General features: G+C 74.7%; 10 protein-coding genes. 6 read left to right on the top strand and 4 right to left on the bottom strand.

Annotated elements, in window-relative coordinates:
• Positions 1–209: 209 nt before the first annotated feature.
• The 5 genes from ACFU7Z_RS22660 to ACFU7Z_RS22640 all read left to right on the top strand — a co-directional run bounded on the left by ACFU7Z_RS22660 (position 210) and on the right by ACFU7Z_RS22640 (position 9,581).
• Positions 210–6,104 carry an SDR family NAD(P)-dependent oxidoreductase gene (locus tag ACFU7Z_RS22660; protein WP_380779218.1) on the top strand — a complete coding sequence of 1,965 codons (5,895 nt, stop codon included), beginning with the start codon at positions 210–212 and terminating at the stop codon, positions 6,102–6,104.
• Positions 6,104–6,601, top strand: a complete 498-nt coding sequence (locus tag ACFU7Z_RS22655; protein WP_074002823.1) for a thioesterase family protein — start codon at positions 6,104–6,106, stop codon at positions 6,599–6,601. The genes ACFU7Z_RS22660 and ACFU7Z_RS22655 overlap by 1 nt, the downstream gene beginning before the upstream one ends.
• Before the next feature lie 98 nt (positions 6,602–6,699).
• Positions 6,700–7,176 carry a flavin reductase family protein gene (locus tag ACFU7Z_RS22650; RefSeq protein WP_053112049.1) on the top strand — a complete coding sequence of 159 codons (477 nt, stop codon included), beginning with the start codon at positions 6,700–6,702 and terminating at the stop codon, positions 7,174–7,176.
• 16 nt (positions 7,177–7,192) lie between these two features.
• Positions 7,193–8,224: an NAD-dependent epimerase/dehydratase family protein gene (locus tag ACFU7Z_RS22645; RefSeq protein ID WP_049651315.1), complete on the top strand. Its 1,032-nt coding sequence runs from the start codon at positions 7,193–7,195 to the stop codon at positions 8,222–8,224.
• Positions 8,225–8,396: 172 nt separating this feature from the next.
• Positions 8,397–9,581, top strand: coding sequence for a cytochrome P450 (locus ACFU7Z_RS22640; RefSeq protein ID WP_380779215.1), 1,185 nt, complete (start codon positions 8,397–8,399; stop codon positions 9,579–9,581).
• A 44-nt stretch (positions 9,582–9,625) separates the two neighbouring features.
• On the opposite strand, the gene ACFU7Z_RS22635 is transcribed toward ACFU7Z_RS22640, so the two are convergent.
• Positions 9,626–10,984 (bottom strand): ammonium transporter, encoded by a 1,359-nt coding sequence (locus ACFU7Z_RS22635; RefSeq protein ID WP_380779212.1) that lies wholly within the window; start codon positions 10,982–10,984, stop codon positions 9,626–9,628.
• A gap of 278 nt (positions 10,985–11,262) precedes the next feature.
• Between ACFU7Z_RS22635 and ACFU7Z_RS22630 the strand changes: the two genes are divergently transcribed.
• The gene (locus ACFU7Z_RS22630) at positions 11,263–11,577 is read left to right on the top strand and encodes a DUF6968 family protein (protein WP_380779210.1); all 315 of its coding nucleotides are present in this window, start codon (positions 11,263–11,265) and stop codon (positions 11,575–11,577) included.
• Positions 11,578–11,616: 39 nt separating this feature from the next.
• Here ACFU7Z_RS22630 and ACFU7Z_RS22625 read toward each other — a convergent pair whose 3' ends face one another.
• From ACFU7Z_RS22625 to mdlC, 3 genes are all read right to left on the bottom strand, one after another.
• Positions 11,617–12,084: a nuclear transport factor 2 family protein gene (locus tag ACFU7Z_RS22625; protein WP_380741000.1), complete on the bottom strand. Its 468-nt coding sequence runs from the start codon at positions 12,082–12,084 to the stop codon at positions 11,617–11,619.
• Between the two features lie 114 nt (positions 12,085–12,198).
• Entirely contained in the window at positions 12,199–12,834 is a 636-nt protein-coding gene (locus ACFU7Z_RS22620; protein WP_380779208.1) for a TetR/AcrR family transcriptional regulator, read from the bottom strand.
• Positions 12,835–12,913: 79 nt separating this feature from the next.
• On the bottom strand, positions 12,914–14,524 hold the full coding sequence (gene mdlC, locus ACFU7Z_RS22615) for a benzoylformate decarboxylase (protein ID WP_380779206.1): 1,611 nt from the start codon (positions 14,522–14,524) through the stop codon (positions 12,914–12,916).
• Between the last annotated feature and the right edge of the window lie 124 nt (positions 14,525–14,648).

The following is a 14,648-nucleotide window of genomic DNA, read 5'->3' as shown; positions in this document are numbered from 1 at the left end:
GCTCCGGTGGGCCGCGCGGAATATCACGGCGTTATGGAATGCGAACGCGGGGAAATAACGCCGTTATTGAAAGAGCGCGACCCGCGCGGGTGGTAAAGCAAACTCGGAGAAGGCATTTTCCCGGCCTTGGTCGCACGCTTGACCGATGGGTGGACTGCCGGGTTGGCGAAGGGATTCGCCGTCAATTCATCTCCATGGGTGGTGGATACATGAGCAGTGAACGGATCGCAATCGTGGGAATCGGCCTCCGCTATCCGGACGCCAATTCCCCGGGCGAGTTGTGGGACAACGTCCTGGGCGGCCGCCGGGCCTTCCGGAGGCTGCCGGACGAGCGGATGAACCAGGCGGACTACTGGTCGGCGGACCGCACCGCGCCCGACCGGTACTACGCGACCAAGGCCGCCGTCCTCCGGGACTACAGCTTCGACCGGGTCGGGTACAGCGTCGCCGGCAGCACGTACCGGGCGACCGACCTGACCCACTGGCTGGCCCTCGACGTGGCCGCCGAGGCGCTCGCCGACGCCGGGTTCCCGGACGGCGCGGGGCTGCCGCGGCAGGCCACCGGCGTGGTGGTCGGCAACAGCCTCACCGGGGAGTTCTCGCGCGCCAACACGATGCGGCTGCGCTGGCCCTACGTGCGCCGGACGGTGGCCGCCGCCCTCGCGGGCAAGGGCTGGCCCGAGGGCGACGTCGCCGCCTTCCTCGGGGAGCTGGAGCCGCGCTACAAGGCGCCCTTCCCGCCGATCGACGAGGACTCGCTGGCGGGCGGCCTCGCCAACACCATCGCCGGGCGGATCTGCAACCACTTCGACCTGCGCGGAGGCGGGTACACCGTCGACGGCGCCTGCTCCTCCTCCCTGCTGTCCGTGGTCACGGCCGCCGGGGCGCTCTGTGACGGCGACCTGGACGTGGCCGTCGCCGGCGGGGTCGACCTGTCCATCGACCCGTTCGAGGTGATCGGCTTCGCCAAGACCGGCGCGCTGGCCACCGGGGAGATGAAGGTCTACGACCGGGACTCCAACGGCTTCTGGCCCGGCGAGGGCTCCGGCATGCTGGTGCTGATGCGCGAGCGGGACGCGGTGGCGCAGGGGCGGCGGATCTACGCGAGCATCAGCGGCTGGGGGGTCTCCTCGGACGGCAGGGGCGGCATCACCCGGCCCGAGGCGGGCGGCCACCGGCTGGCACTGGACCGCGCCTACCGGCGGGCGGGCTACGGGGTCGAGACGGTCTCGTACTTCGAGGGCCACGGCACCGGCACGGCCCTCGGCGACGCGACCGAGATCGAGGCGCTGTCCTCCGCGCGCCGCGCCGCCGACCCGACGGCCCGACCGGCCGCGCTCGGGACGGTCAAGGGGAACTTCGGGCACACCAAGGCCGCGGCGGGCGTGGCCGGCCTGATCAAGGCCGCCCTCGCCGTGCACCACCAGGTGATCCCCCCGGCGACCGGCCACCACGACCCGCACCCCGGCCTGCTCGGCGAGACGGCGGCCATGTACGTGCCGGGCCGGGCCGAGCTCTGGCCGGCCGACCAGCCCGTCCGGGCGGGCGTGTCGGCCATGGGCTTCGGCGGGATCAACACCCACGTCGCGGTCGCCGAGGGCCCCGGCCGCACCCGGCGCGAGGCGCTCGACGAGCGCACCACCCGGCTGGTCGCCGGACGCCAGGACGCCGAACTGCTGCTGCTGGACGGCGCGGACCCGGCCGCGCTGCGCGCGGAGCTGGGCCCACTGCTCGACCTGGTGCCCCGACTGGCCCAGGCCGAACTCGCGGACCTGGCCGGAACGCTGGCCGAGCGGCTCTCCGGCGCCCCGGTCCGGGCCGCCGTCGTCGCGACCTCGCCGGACGACGCCGCGCGGGCCCTCGAACGGCTGGCCGCGCTGCTCGACTCGGGCGCGCGGGAGGCGTTCTCGGCCGCCGAGGGGGTCTTCCTCGGCCGGGCGCGGACCGCGCCCCGGATCGTCTACCTCTTCCCCGGGCAGGGCTCGGGACACGGCGCCGTCGGCGCGATCCGGCGCCGGTTCGCCACCGCGGAGGAGGTGTTCGGCGCGGCCGGACCGCCCGCCGGTGCGGACCAGGTCGCCACCGAGGTGGCCCAGCCGCGCATCGTCACCGGTTCGCTGGCCGCCCTCCGGGTGCTGGACGGACTGGGCATCCGGGCCGGGGCCGCGGTCGGACACAGCCTGGGCGAGCTGACGGCGCTGCACTGGGCCGGGGCGATGAGCGAGGAGCAACTGGTACGCCTCGCCACGGTCCGCGGCCGGGTGATGGCGCGGGCGAGCCTCGGCGGTGGCGCGATGGCCGGCCTGGCGGCGACCCCGGAGCGGACCGCCCGGCTGTCGGACGGGTCGGACGTCGTCGTCGCGGGCTACAACGGTCCCCGGCAGACCGTGGTCTCCGGCCCGGCCGAGGCGGTCGACGAGGTCTGCCGCCGGGCGGCGGCCGAGGGCGTCACGGCGACCAGGCTGCGGGTGTCGCACGCCTTCCACTCGCCGCTGGTCGAGCCGGCCGCGGCCGCGATGGCGGCCGAGCTGGCCGGGTTCGACCTCCGCCCGCCGGTCCGCCCGGTCGCCTCCACGGTCACCGGGCGGCTGCTGGACCCGACCGCCGACCTGCGGGAGCTGCTGCGGGCCCAGGTGCTGCTCCCGGTCCGGTTCCACGAGGCCGCCGAGGCCGCAGCCGCCGACGCCGACCTGGTGGTGGAGGTCGGCCCCGGCCGGGTGCTGTCCGGCCTGCTGGCGGAGATCGCGCCGGACCTCGCGGTGCTGGCGGTCGACACCGACAGCGCCTCGCTCGGCCCGCTGCTCAGGGTCGCCGGCGCCGCGTACGTGCTCGGTGCGCCGGTGCGGACCGCGGCCCTGTTCGGCGACCGCCTGGTCCGTCCGCTGCCGCCGGAGAGCGATCCCACCTTCCTGGCCAGCCCCTGCGAGGCGGCTCCGGCCATCGGCGCGGCCCTGGTGGCGCGGGCCGGCGGGGCGGACGACGGAGCGGAGGACGGAGCGGAGGACGGAGCGGACGACGCCGAGCGGTCCGCGCGTCCGGCGGGTGCGGACACCGGCACCGGCCCGGTCTCCACCCTGGACCTGCTGCGACGGCTCGCGGCCGAGCGGGTCGAGCTGCCGCTGGACTCCGTCACCGCGCGGACCCACCCGATGGACGACCTGCACCTGAGCTCCATCACGGTCGGCCAGATCGTCAACGACGTCACCCGGGCGCTGGGCCAGCCCGCGCTCGCCGCCACGACCGGCTTCGCGACCGTACGGCTGGGCGAACTCGCCGAGCTGATCGACCGGTTGGCGGACACCTCGCAGGCCGGGGCGGAGCCGGCGGGTGAGGTCCCCGGGGTGGCCCCGTGGGTGCGCCCCTTCGCGGTCGAGCACGTGGCGGCTCCCCTGCCGGCCGGGCCGCACCCCGGCTCCCGGGCGTCCGACCCCCGGGCTTCGGCCGACGGCTGGACGGTCTTCGCCACGCCCGGCCACCCGCTGGCCGCACCGCTGCGCACCGCGCTCGCCGCGGCGGGCCTCGGGGACGGCGTCCTGCTCTGCCTCCCGGACGAGTGCGGCGCGCGGGACACGGAGCTCTTCCTGACCGCCGCGCGAGCCGTCCTGGCCGCCCCCGAGGGCACCAGGCTGGTCGTGGTCCAGCACCGCCTCGGGGCCGCGGGCCTGGCGAAGACCCTGCACCTGGAACACCCGTCCGTCCCGACCACGGTGGTCGAGCTGCCCGACACCGCCCCCGAGGGGTCCGCCCGCGACGAGGCGGTGGCCCGCGTCGTCGCCGAGGCCGCCGCCACGGCCGGCTTCGCGGAGGTCCGCTACCAGCGGGACGGCCGCCGCACCGTCCCGGTGCTCCGCCCCCTGCCGCGCCGCCCGGTGGCGGAGGGCGAGTCACCGCTCGACGCGCGGGACGTCCTCCTGGTCACCGGCGGCGGCAAGGGCATCACCGCCGAGTGCGCCCTGGCGGTCGCCCGGGACTCCGGGGCGGCCCTGGCCCTGATCGGCCGCGCCGACCCGGCCGCCGACCGCGAACTCGCCGGGAACCTGGCCAGGATGGACGCCGCCCGCCTGCGCTACCGCTACGCCCGGGCGGACGTGACCTCGCCCGAGGAGGTCGCCGCCGCGGTGGGCCGGCTGGAGCGCGAACTCGGCCCGGTCACCGCCGTGCTGCACGGCGCCGGCCGCAACGAGCCGGCCGCCCTGGACGCGCTGACCGCCGAGGACTTCCGGCGGACCCTGGCGCCCAAGACCGACGGCCTGGCGGCGGTGCTGGCGGCCGTCGACCCGGACCGCCTGAAGCTGCTGGTCACCTTCGGCTCGATCATCGGCCGGGCCGGGCTCCGCGGCGAGGCCCACTACGCCACCGCCAACGACTGGATGACGGAGCTGACCCTCCGCTTCCGGGACCGGCACCCGCGGGCCCGCGCGATCGCCCTGGAGTGGTCGGTCTGGTCGGGCGCGGGGATGGGCGAACGGCTCGGCGTCGTCGAGGCGCTGATCCGGGAGGGCATCACGCCGATCTCCACCGAGGACGGGATCCGGGTGCTCCGCGAGGTGCTCGCGGACCCCTCGGCCGGCCCCGTCCTGGTGGTGAGCGGACGGGCCGGCGGCCTGCCCACCCTGGCCACGGTCCAGCGCGAACTGCCGCTGACCAGGTTCGTGGAGCGGGTGGTCGCCCACCACCCGGAGATCGAGCTGATCACCGAGGCCGAGCTGTCCGAGGGCAGCGACCCGTACCTGACCGACCACCGGCTCCAGGGCGACCTGCTCTTCCCGGCCGTCCTGGGCATGGAGGCGATGGCCCAGGTGGCCGCCGCGGTGAGCGGGCACCAGGGCTCGCCGCTGCTGGAGGACGTCGAGTTCCGCCGCCCCGTGGTGGTCCGCCCGGGCGGCTCGACCACCATCCGGATCGCCGCGCTGGTGCAGGCCCCCGGGACGGTCGACGTGGTGCTGCGCAGCGAGGACACCGGCTTCACGGCCGACCACTTCCGGGCGAGGCTGCGCTACCCCCGTCCCGAGCCGCCCGGCACACCGCCGTCGGTCTGGTCCGGCCTGCCGACGGTGCCGGTCGACCCGGTGACGGAGCTGTACGGCGGCGTGCTGTTCCAGGGCAAGCGGTTCCAGCGCCTGCTGGAGTACCGGCGGGCGAGCGCCCGGCACGCCCTGGCGGAGATCTCCACCGCCGCCCAGGCGCCCTGGTTCGCGGCCTTCCTGCCACAGGAGCAGCAGTTGGCCGACCCGGGCACCCGGGACGCGATGATGCACGCCATCCAGTGCTGCGTGCCGGACGCCACCCTGCTGCCGCAGAGCATCGAGCGGCTCTGGCTGGCCGACCGGGCGGACCAGGACACCGGGTTCGTCGTGCTCGACGCCCGGGAGCGCTCCCAGGACGGGGACCGCTACGTCTACGACCTCGTCGTGCGCACGCCCTCCGGAGCGGTGGTCGAGCACTGGCAGGGGCTGACCCTGGTCGCCGTGCGACGGCGCGACGGCGCCGGCCCGTGGGTGCCCGCGATGCTCGGCTCGTACCTGGAACGCAGCCTGGAACGGGTCCTGGGCGGCAGCCGCGCGGTGGTCGTCGAACCCGCCGCGGACGGCGACGCCGGGCACCGCGACCGCCGGGCCCGCACCGCGACCGCCGTCGGTCGGGCGCTGGGCCGGCCGGTGGAGCTGAACCACCGGCCGGACGGCAGGCCCGAACTCGGCGGCGGGCCGGGGCTCGAGGGCTGGACGGTGTCGGCCTCGCACGACGCCGGTCTGACCCTGGCGGTGGTGGGCCGGGGGCGCCTCGCCTGCGACGCCGAGTCCGTCCTGGAACGGACCCCCGAGGACTGGGACGCGCTGCTCGGCCCCGGCCAACACGCCCTGCGGGACCTGCTGGCGGCCGAGGCAGACGAGGCCCCGGAGGTGGCCGGCACCAGGGTCTGGAGCGCCCTGGAGTGCCTGCGCAAGTCCGGTGCGACCACGCAGGCGCTGACCCTCGACCGCGTCCACCCGGACGGCTGGGCCGTCCTGTCCGCCGGCGACGCCGCCGTCGCCACCTGGGTGACCACCGTCAACGGACGGCCCGGTCCGGTCGTCTTCGCCGTACTCGCCGGAAAGGAGAACTGATGTCGGGCTACTACGAGCTGCGCCACACCGTGGGGTTCGAGGAGACCAACCTCGTCGGCAACGTCTACTACGTGAACTACCTGCGCTGGCAGGGGCGTTGCCGGGAGATGTTCCTCAAGGAGAAGGCGCCCGGGGTGCTCGCCGAGCTGCGGGAGGACCTGAAGCTGTTCACCCTCAAGGTGGAGTGCGAGTTCTTCGCCGAGATCACCGCGTTCGACGAGCTGTCGGTCCGGATGCGACTGGAGGAACTGACCCGGACCCAGGTCCAGTTCAGCTTCGACTACCTGCGGATCGACGGCGGGCAGGGGAGCCCGGTCGCCCGCGGCCGCCAGCGGATCGCGTGCATGCGCGGGCCGAACACGGCGACCGTCCCGGCCCCGGTGCCGGAGGAGCTGCGCCGGGCCCTGGCGCCGTACGCCGAGGACGCGGTGGCCGCCCGGGTCCTGGCGGCGCCGGCCCCGCCCGGCCGGCCGGTGGGCACGGGGAGGGCGCGGTGAGCGACAACGGCCGCGCCCTGGTCGACGACCCGTCACCGTCCACGACCTCGCCGTCCTCCCGGCACGCCGCCGTTCCACCGGACGCGCTGCGCGAGACGATGGCCCGGTTCGCCACCGGGATCACGGTGCTGACCACCGGTGGCGAGCACGTCCACGGGATGACCGCCAACGCGTTCAGCTCGGTGTCGCTGGAGCCGCCGCTGGTGCTGTGCTGCGTCGCCCGCACCGCGACGATGCACCGGGCGATCACGGCGACCGGGTCCTTCGCGGTCTCCGTCCTGGGGGCCGAACAGGAGCCGCTGGCACGGTACTTCGCGGGCCGCGGCCGGCCGCGCGGCGCCGCCCAGTTCCACGGCGTCGACTGGCGGCCCGGCCCGTTCACCGGCGCCCCGCTGCTGTCGGGCTCGCTCGCCTGGCTGGAGTGCAAGCTGGCCGCGCAGTACGACGGCGGCGACCACTCGGTCTTCCTCGGCAGCGTGCTCGGGTCGGGCTGGACGGAGGGCCGGCAGGCGCTGCTGTTCTACGGCGGAGGATTCCATCGGGGCGTCGGCGGTGCCGGCGACGGGACCGGCTGAGCGGAGGGGTGGTCCGATGTTGGTGAGCGTGACCGGCGGCACCGGGTTCGTCGGCATCCACTCGGTCGCGGCGATGGTCCGGGGCGGGCACCGGGTGCGGATGCTGGTGCGCGACCCGGCCCGCGCGGAACGGGCCCTCGCCCTGCTGGAGGTGGACCCGGGCGCCGTCGACCTGGTCGTCGGGGACGTGACGGACGAGGGCGGAGCGGCCCGCGCGGTGCGCGGCGCCGACGCCGTCCTGCACGCGGCCTCGGTGTACTCCTTCGACAGCCGGCGGTACGCGGCCATGCGCCGGACCAACGAGCGGGGGACCGACCTGGTGCTGGCCGCGGCCCGCCGGTCGGGCGCCGATCCGGTCATCCACGTGTCGAGCATCGTCGCGCTGCTGCCGACCCGCCGGCGGCCGCTCCGGGAGGACTCCCCGGTCGGCCGCCCCCGGGAGACGTACATGGCCACCAAGGCCGCCGCCGAGCGCGTCGCCCGCCGCCACCAGCGGGACGGCGCACCGGTGGTCATCAGCTACCCGCCCGCGCTGCTCGGCCCGCTGGACCCGGGGCCGGGCGACCAGAACACCCGGCTGCGCAACACCCTGCGCGGGCTGATGCCGGTCTGGCCGCTCGGCGGCTTCCCGGTCGGCGACGTCCGCGACACCGCGCGGCTGCACGCCCGACTGCTGACCGCGCCGAGGACGGGCCTCGACCGCCACTTCGCCCCGGGCCGCCAACTGGCCACCCGGGAGTACGTGCGGACCCTGCGGGAGGTCACCGGGCGGCGGCTGCCCGCGGTCTTCCTGCCCGCCCGCGCCATGCTGCCGGTCGGCGCCCTGGCCACCCTGGTGCAGCGCGGCTGGCCCTGGCACATCCCCGCGGAGTACGGCGCCGTCTACACCTGCGCCTGCGCGGCTCCCGTCCACCCGGCCGCGAGCACCTGCGGACTGCTGCCGAGGCCGATCGCGGAGACCATGGCCGACACGGTGCGCTGGCTCCGTACCGAGGGACTCCTGACGGACCGGCAGGCGGGCCTCCTGGCGGACGGGAAGGGCAGGTGAGGGGCCCAGCTCCCCGGGGGTGAGGCGCGCCGGGGGCGGCTCCGGCTCGGGGGAGGGGGCGCGTGCGAGGCCGCCGCGCCCCCGCGCGCCGTACGGGATAGCCGCCGGTGTGCGCGGTGGCCCGGGGCCGGGGGTATCGGGAAGGGGATACCGGATGATCACGGGAGGTTCCATGAGCGAGCAGGACGTGCCGCCGATCTCGATCTTCTACCGTCGCGACGGGTTCGACCCGGGCCCGGCCCTGGGCGAGGCCCAGCGCGGGGACCCGGCCCGGCGGGTCCGGGACTTCTGGCTGCACCGGGTCGGCGAGTACCGGCTCGTCACCCGGCACGCCGACGTACGGCGCGTCCTGGCCGACCAGGAGACCTTCGCGATGTACGACCCGGAACGCGCCCCGGTCCTGCCGAACGAACTCCTCAACATGGACCCGCCGGAGCACACGCGGCTGCGCCACGTGCTGACGCCGGAGTTCACCGGGAAACGGATCCGCTCCCTGGAGCCGATGATCCGCGCCCTGGTCGGCGAACTGCTCGACGCCATGGAGGCGCGGGGGCCCGCGGCGGACCTGATGGACGCCTTCGCCCTCCCGCTGCCGCTCGGGGTGATCTGCGCGATGCTCGGCGTCCCCGACCCGGACCAGGGGGACTTCCACCGCTGGTCCCGGACCACGCTGGACCTCGGGCTCCCCATGGAGGAACGGCTCGCGGCCGGCCGGGAGTCGCACGCGTACGTGGCCTCCCTGGTGGCGGAGAAGCGGCGCAGCCCGGACGACGGGATGATCGGCATGCTCGTCCGGGAGCACGGCGGCGCGGTGTCGGACTCCGAACTGGTCGGGGTCTGCGAGCTGCTGCTGCTCGCCGGCCACGTCACGGTGTCCAACACGATCGGCCTGGGCGTGCTCGCCCTGCTGTCGCACCCGGAGCAGGCCGACCGGCTGCGCGACGCGCCCGAGGGCGATCCGGTGGTCGACGCCGCCGTCGAGGAACTGCTGCGGTACCTGTCCGTGTCCAGCACCGCGCTGGCCCGGACGGCACGGTACGACACCGAGATCGGCGGCGTGCCCGTCAAGGCCGGCGAGCAGGTCGTCTGCCAGCTGCCGGTGGCCAACCGGGACCCGGCGCTCGGCGCCGGGATGGACCGCCTCGACATCGGACGCGAACCCGTGTCGCACCTGACCTTCGGGCACGGCCCGCACCACTGCCTCGGCGCACCGCTGGCCCGCGCCGAACTGCGGATCGCGCTGCCCGCGCTGCTGCGGCGGCTGCCCGGCCTCGCGCTCGCGTGCCCCGCCGAAGAGGTGCCCTACCGGGTCAACAACGAGGTCTACGGGCTGCACGCACTGCCCGTCACCTGGTGACGGCGGCCCTCGGCCGGTGAAGGGGCCCCGGCACGCCCAGCCGGCTACGGGGCCCTCCTCCGCAACGCCTTCCGCACGGCCGTCGCCAGGCCGTCCGCCATTCCCCGGGACCGGGGCCGGGGCCGGGATGCCGGGGGCTCGGGCCAGGGAGCCCCCGACGCCGTGAAGTCGTAGGCGGTCTCGGCGTGCTCGGTCTGGTCGATGCCGACCACCTCGACCTCCTCGGCGACCCGGAAGCCGATGGTCCGCTGGATCGCCCGGCCGAGCAGCCAGGAGAGCACGAAGGAGTAGCAGGCGACCACCACGACTCCGACCGCCTGCTTGCCGAGCTGCCCGAAGCCGCCGCCGTAGAACAGGCCCCGGGCGCTCTCGCCGACATGCCCGGTGGCGAGCAGGCCGATCAGCAGCGAGCCGATCGCCCCGCCGACCGCGTGCACGCCGACCACGTCGAGCGAGTCGTCGAAGCCCAGCCGGTACTTGAGGCTGACCGCCGCCGCGCAGACCGCGCCCGCGACCAGCCCGATCACGATGGAACCGAGCACCGAGACCGACCCGCAGGCCGGGGTGATGGCGACCAGTCCCGCCACCGCGCCGGAGGCCGCGCCCAGCGAGGTGAAGGCGCCGTTCCTCGCCCGTACGTAGGCCAGCCAGCCGAGCATCGCGGCGGCGGTGGCGATCTGGGTGTTCAGGAACGCCGCGCCGGCGACGCCGTCGGCGGCCAGCGCCGAGCCCGCGTTGAAGCCGAACCAGCCGAACCAGAGCAGCCCGGAGCCGAGCATCACCAGCGGCAGGCTGTGCGGGCGCATCGGGTGCTTCCGGAAACCGACTCGCTTGTCCAGCACCAGACAGAGCGCCAGGCCCGCGACCCCGGCGTTGACGTGCACCGCGGTGCCGCCGGCGAAGTCGATCACGCCCACCCGGTCGACCAGCCAGCCGCCGCGCCCGTTGTCGGTGCTGAACACCCAGTGCGCGACCGGGAAGTACACCACCGTGGCCCAGACCGTGACGAACAGCGTCCAGGCGGTGAACCTGGCGCGGTCCGCGATCGCGCCGCTGACTAGCGCCGGGGTGATCACCGCGAACATCAGCTGGAACACGGCGAACACGGAGACCGGGATCGAGCCGTGCAGCTCGTCCCGCCCGATGCCGCGCATCCCCAGGTGGTCGAGGTTGCCGATCAGGCCGTGGAAGGCGTCGGAGCCGAAGCTGAGCGAGTAGCCGTAGAGCACCCACAGCACGCTGACGATCGCCAGCACGACGAAGCACATCGACAGCATGTTCAGCGTGCTCTTGGCCCTGACCATGCCCCCGTAGAAGAAGGCCAGCCCGGGGGTCATCAGCATGACCAGGGCCGCACTGATGAGCACGAAGGCGGTGTCGCCCGCACTGAAACCGGCCGGCATCGGTGGCTGGCTCAGCCGAGCCGGGTGCCGGTGCTCCGGTGGACCGCCGTCTTCCCGGACGGCCCGGGGTGGCCGCGCACCCGGAGCCGCCGGGCACGGCGGTCGCGAGCAGGGTGAAGGTGCGTACTCATCGCGAAGCTCCTCGGAATCTCCTGCGGGCGGCCCCCTGCTCCACCGGAATGCTAAGGCGGCTCCTCGATCGGTGCCCGCTGGGGGAACCCACGGGGGCAGGCGGGCGGAGAACGGTCCGGTGGGCGAACGCGTGGTGTACTGCTGCGATGAGTGCTGAGTACGAGCTTGGTCGGGTCGTCGCCAGTCGTGAGCTGGTCTTCACCGCTGCGGACGGCACGCGGGTGCCGGTGCTGTTGGAAGTCGGGGCGCCGTCCCGCGACCCGGAAGGGCCGGACTGGTACTGCCCGTACCGGATCACGGGGCACCCCGGCATCGCCGACCGCGTGACGGCGATCTTCGGCGTCGACTCGTTGCAGGCGCTGCAGCTCGCCCTCACCTGTCTCCCCGACGAGTTGAGCGAGGCGGCCGGGCTGACCTTCCTGGGCGGGACGGACCTGATGCTGGGGAGCGGCGGTTCGTGAGGGCGGAAGCCTGACGGATCGGGGGCCGGGCCCGGGCGGTCAGGACGGTGCGGCCGCCGAGGAGGCGACGGCGGCGGCGAAGTCGGGGTGCACGCCGAGCTGGGCGAGCATGACGCTGAGCCCGACGTAGCAGTTGAACTCCTTGACCTTCCCGTTCTCGACGTACCAGAAGTCGGCGGTGGGGATGCTGAGTCGGGCGCCGGGCGCCCGGACGGTGCCGGCGGGAGTCTCGAAGGGGCCGGTGACGGTGCCCTCGATCGTCAGCTCGACGGCGACCACGTCGCCGATGACGTGGACCCGGTGGAGTTCGCGGTGGATGTCGGGTGCCAGGGCTGCCATGAAGACGACCTGGTCGCCGAGGTGTTCGCCGCGGTAGCTCTCGCCCGCGACGACGTTGTTGAACACCCCGTCCTCGGCGAACTCGTCGATGAAGCCCGGTACGTCGAGGACGTGGCCCTCGGCCGCGTGGTAGGCGGCCCGCACCACGGCTTCCGCGTCGGTGGTCATCGCACTTCCCCTTCCATGAAAGCAATCAAATGCTTGCTTGAAATTATGGGAGCGTCATGGCGAGTGGTCAAGCATTTGCTTGAATGGTTCTGGTCGGACGGGGGTCCGTGCAGGTCAGCCCGGGTACGGCTGGCCGTGGAACGCGCCGGTCAGGACGGGCAGCAGCTGCCGCTCGATCCGTTCGGCGGGCTCGCTGGCCAGCTCGGCGCCGATGGGGGCCAGGGCGAGCCAGTTCAGCAGGCCGGCGGCGCAGCGGGTGCGGAAGACGAGTTCCCGCTCGTCGACACCGGGCAGGTTGGCCGCCAGGACGCGGACGGCGTCCTGGCGGGCCCGTTCGAACTTGCCGCTCAGGCGGTCCCAGCCCTGGGGCGGGTCGATGCCGACCCGGGCGACGGTGCGCATCACGGCCAGTTCCGGTCCGCCGGCGGCCAGTGCCCTGATCATCGGCCGGGCGAACGCCGCCGCGAGCTCCTGGAGGGTCGCGTCGGGGCCGAGCGGGTCGAGTGCCTGGATCTGGGCGTCCAGGTACCGCTCCAGCGCCTGCTCGATCGCGGCGTCGCAGAGCGCCCTCAGCGAACCGAAGTGGTAGCTGACCGCGGCGACGTTGGCCCCGGCGCGGTCGGTGACGTCGCGGAGCTTCACGCCGTCCTGGCCGCGTTCCGCCAGGAGGTCCAGGGCGGCGGCCAGCAGGCCGTCCCGGGTGCGCCGACCGGTCTCCCGGCGCTGGTCCGTCTTCTCTGCCCGTGCCATGGTCCGGACTCAAGCAGGGGCTCGCGATGATTGTCAAGCGACTGATTGAGTTCCCGCCGCCCGGGCCCGGCCGCACCCCCTACAGCGTGGCGGGCTGGGGTTGGGTGGGGACGACGATGACGGTGGTGGTGTCGGCGGTCAGGGCCGTGGTGAACTCCCGTTCCAGGTCCTCGGTCGTCTCTACGTCGACGGCGTGGCAGCCGAAGCCGCGGGCGAGTGAGGCGATGTCGAGGCCGGGGAGGTCGAGTGCGGGGACGCCGGGGGTGTCCTCCAGCCGGGCGAAGGACTTGAGGATCGCGTACTCGTGGTTGCGCATGACCACGTAGACGATCGGGAGGTGGTGCCGGGCCGCGGTGTAGAGGGCCTGGACGCAGTACTGGAAGGAGCCGTCGCCGATCAGGCCGACCACCGGGCGGCGTACTCCGCGCTCCCGGTCGGCGAGCGCGATGCCCACGGCGGCGGGGACGGCCCAGCCGATGCCGCCGCTGGCCGTGGAGAAGAAGGATCCGGGGCGGGTGGTGGGCAGCCATTCGAGCTGCTGGGCCATGGTCGAGGTGGACTCGTTGACGATGACGGCGTCCGGTGGGCGGACCCGGCTCAGGGCGGCGTAGACGGCGGGCGGGGGGAGCGGGAGGGTCGGGGAGGCCGACAGGACCCGGGGCCGGGGCATCGGGTCGGGGGCGGTGCGGGCCGTGCCCTCCTGGACCAGGTCCAGCAGCCCTTCGAGGGCCAGCCGGGGGTCGCCGAGCAGGCTGTCGCCGGCCCGGGCGGTGGCGGCGGCGTGCGGGTCGCCGGTGAGCTGGAGCAGGGCGGTGCCCGCGGGGAGGTAGTCGCCCGGTACGTACGGGTAGTAGCGGAACACCTCCGCGCCGATCACGGCGACCAGGTCGTGTCCGGTCAGGCGTTCGCCGACGGCCTTGACCGACAGGCCCAGCGGGCCGGCGTAGAGCGGGTGGTCCTCCGGGAAGGAGGTGCGCTCCGCGAGCGGGGGGCCGTAGACGGTGGCGCGCAGCTTCTCGGCCAGGGCGACGGCGGCGTCCCAGCCGCCGCCGCGGTCGACCTCGGGTCCGAAGACGAGTGCGGGCCGGCGGGCGGCGGAGAGGCGTTCGGCGAAGGCCCGTAGCCGTGCGGGGTCGGGGGCCACCCGGTGGCTGACCGTCCGCACCCGGGTGAAGGCGGACAGCGGCTGCTTCCAGTCGTCCAGCGGGATCGACAGGTAGACCGGCCCGGCGGGCGGCTGGAGCGCGTGCGCGTAGGCACGCATGACGGCCTCGGGGACGTCCTCGGCGCGGGCCGGTTCGTAGGACCACTTCACCGAGGGCAGCGGCAGCAGGGTCGCCTCGCGGTTGGCGAGGTACGGCTCGCCGATCAGCAGTTCCCGGTGCTGCTGGCCGGAGGTGACGATCAGGGGCGTGTGCGCGTGGGAGGCCGACACCAGGTTGCCCATGGCGTTGCCGGTGCCGGCCGAGGAGTGCAGGTTGACCAGTGCGGGGCGGCCGGTGACCTGGGCGAAGGCGTCGGCCATGGTGATCGCGGAGGCCTCCTGGAGCGCCAGGACGTAGCGGAAGTCCGCGGGGAAGTCCTGGAGGAAGGGCTCCTCGGTGGAGCCCGGATTGCCGAAGACCGTGGTGAGTCCGAGCGTGCGCAGCAGGTCGTACGTCACGGTGCGGACGGTGGATCGCTCGGCCATGGGGGCCACCGGCTTTCCCTCGGGGACGTCGGGGCGATTCGGCTCCGGCCGTCGCACGGCCCGACACCAGCAGGAGAGCACCGGCCCCGAGGGCCCCGCAACCGGACGGGCGGGTGCGGGGCCC

Origin of the sequence: Kitasatospora sp. NPDC057518, assembly GCF_042802075.1 — a bacterium.
In the GTDB taxonomy this organism is placed as follows: domain Bacteria; phylum Actinomycetota; class Actinomycetes; order Streptomycetales; family Streptomycetaceae; genus Kitasatospora.
This window is presented reverse-complemented; position numbering and strand designations above follow the sequence as displayed.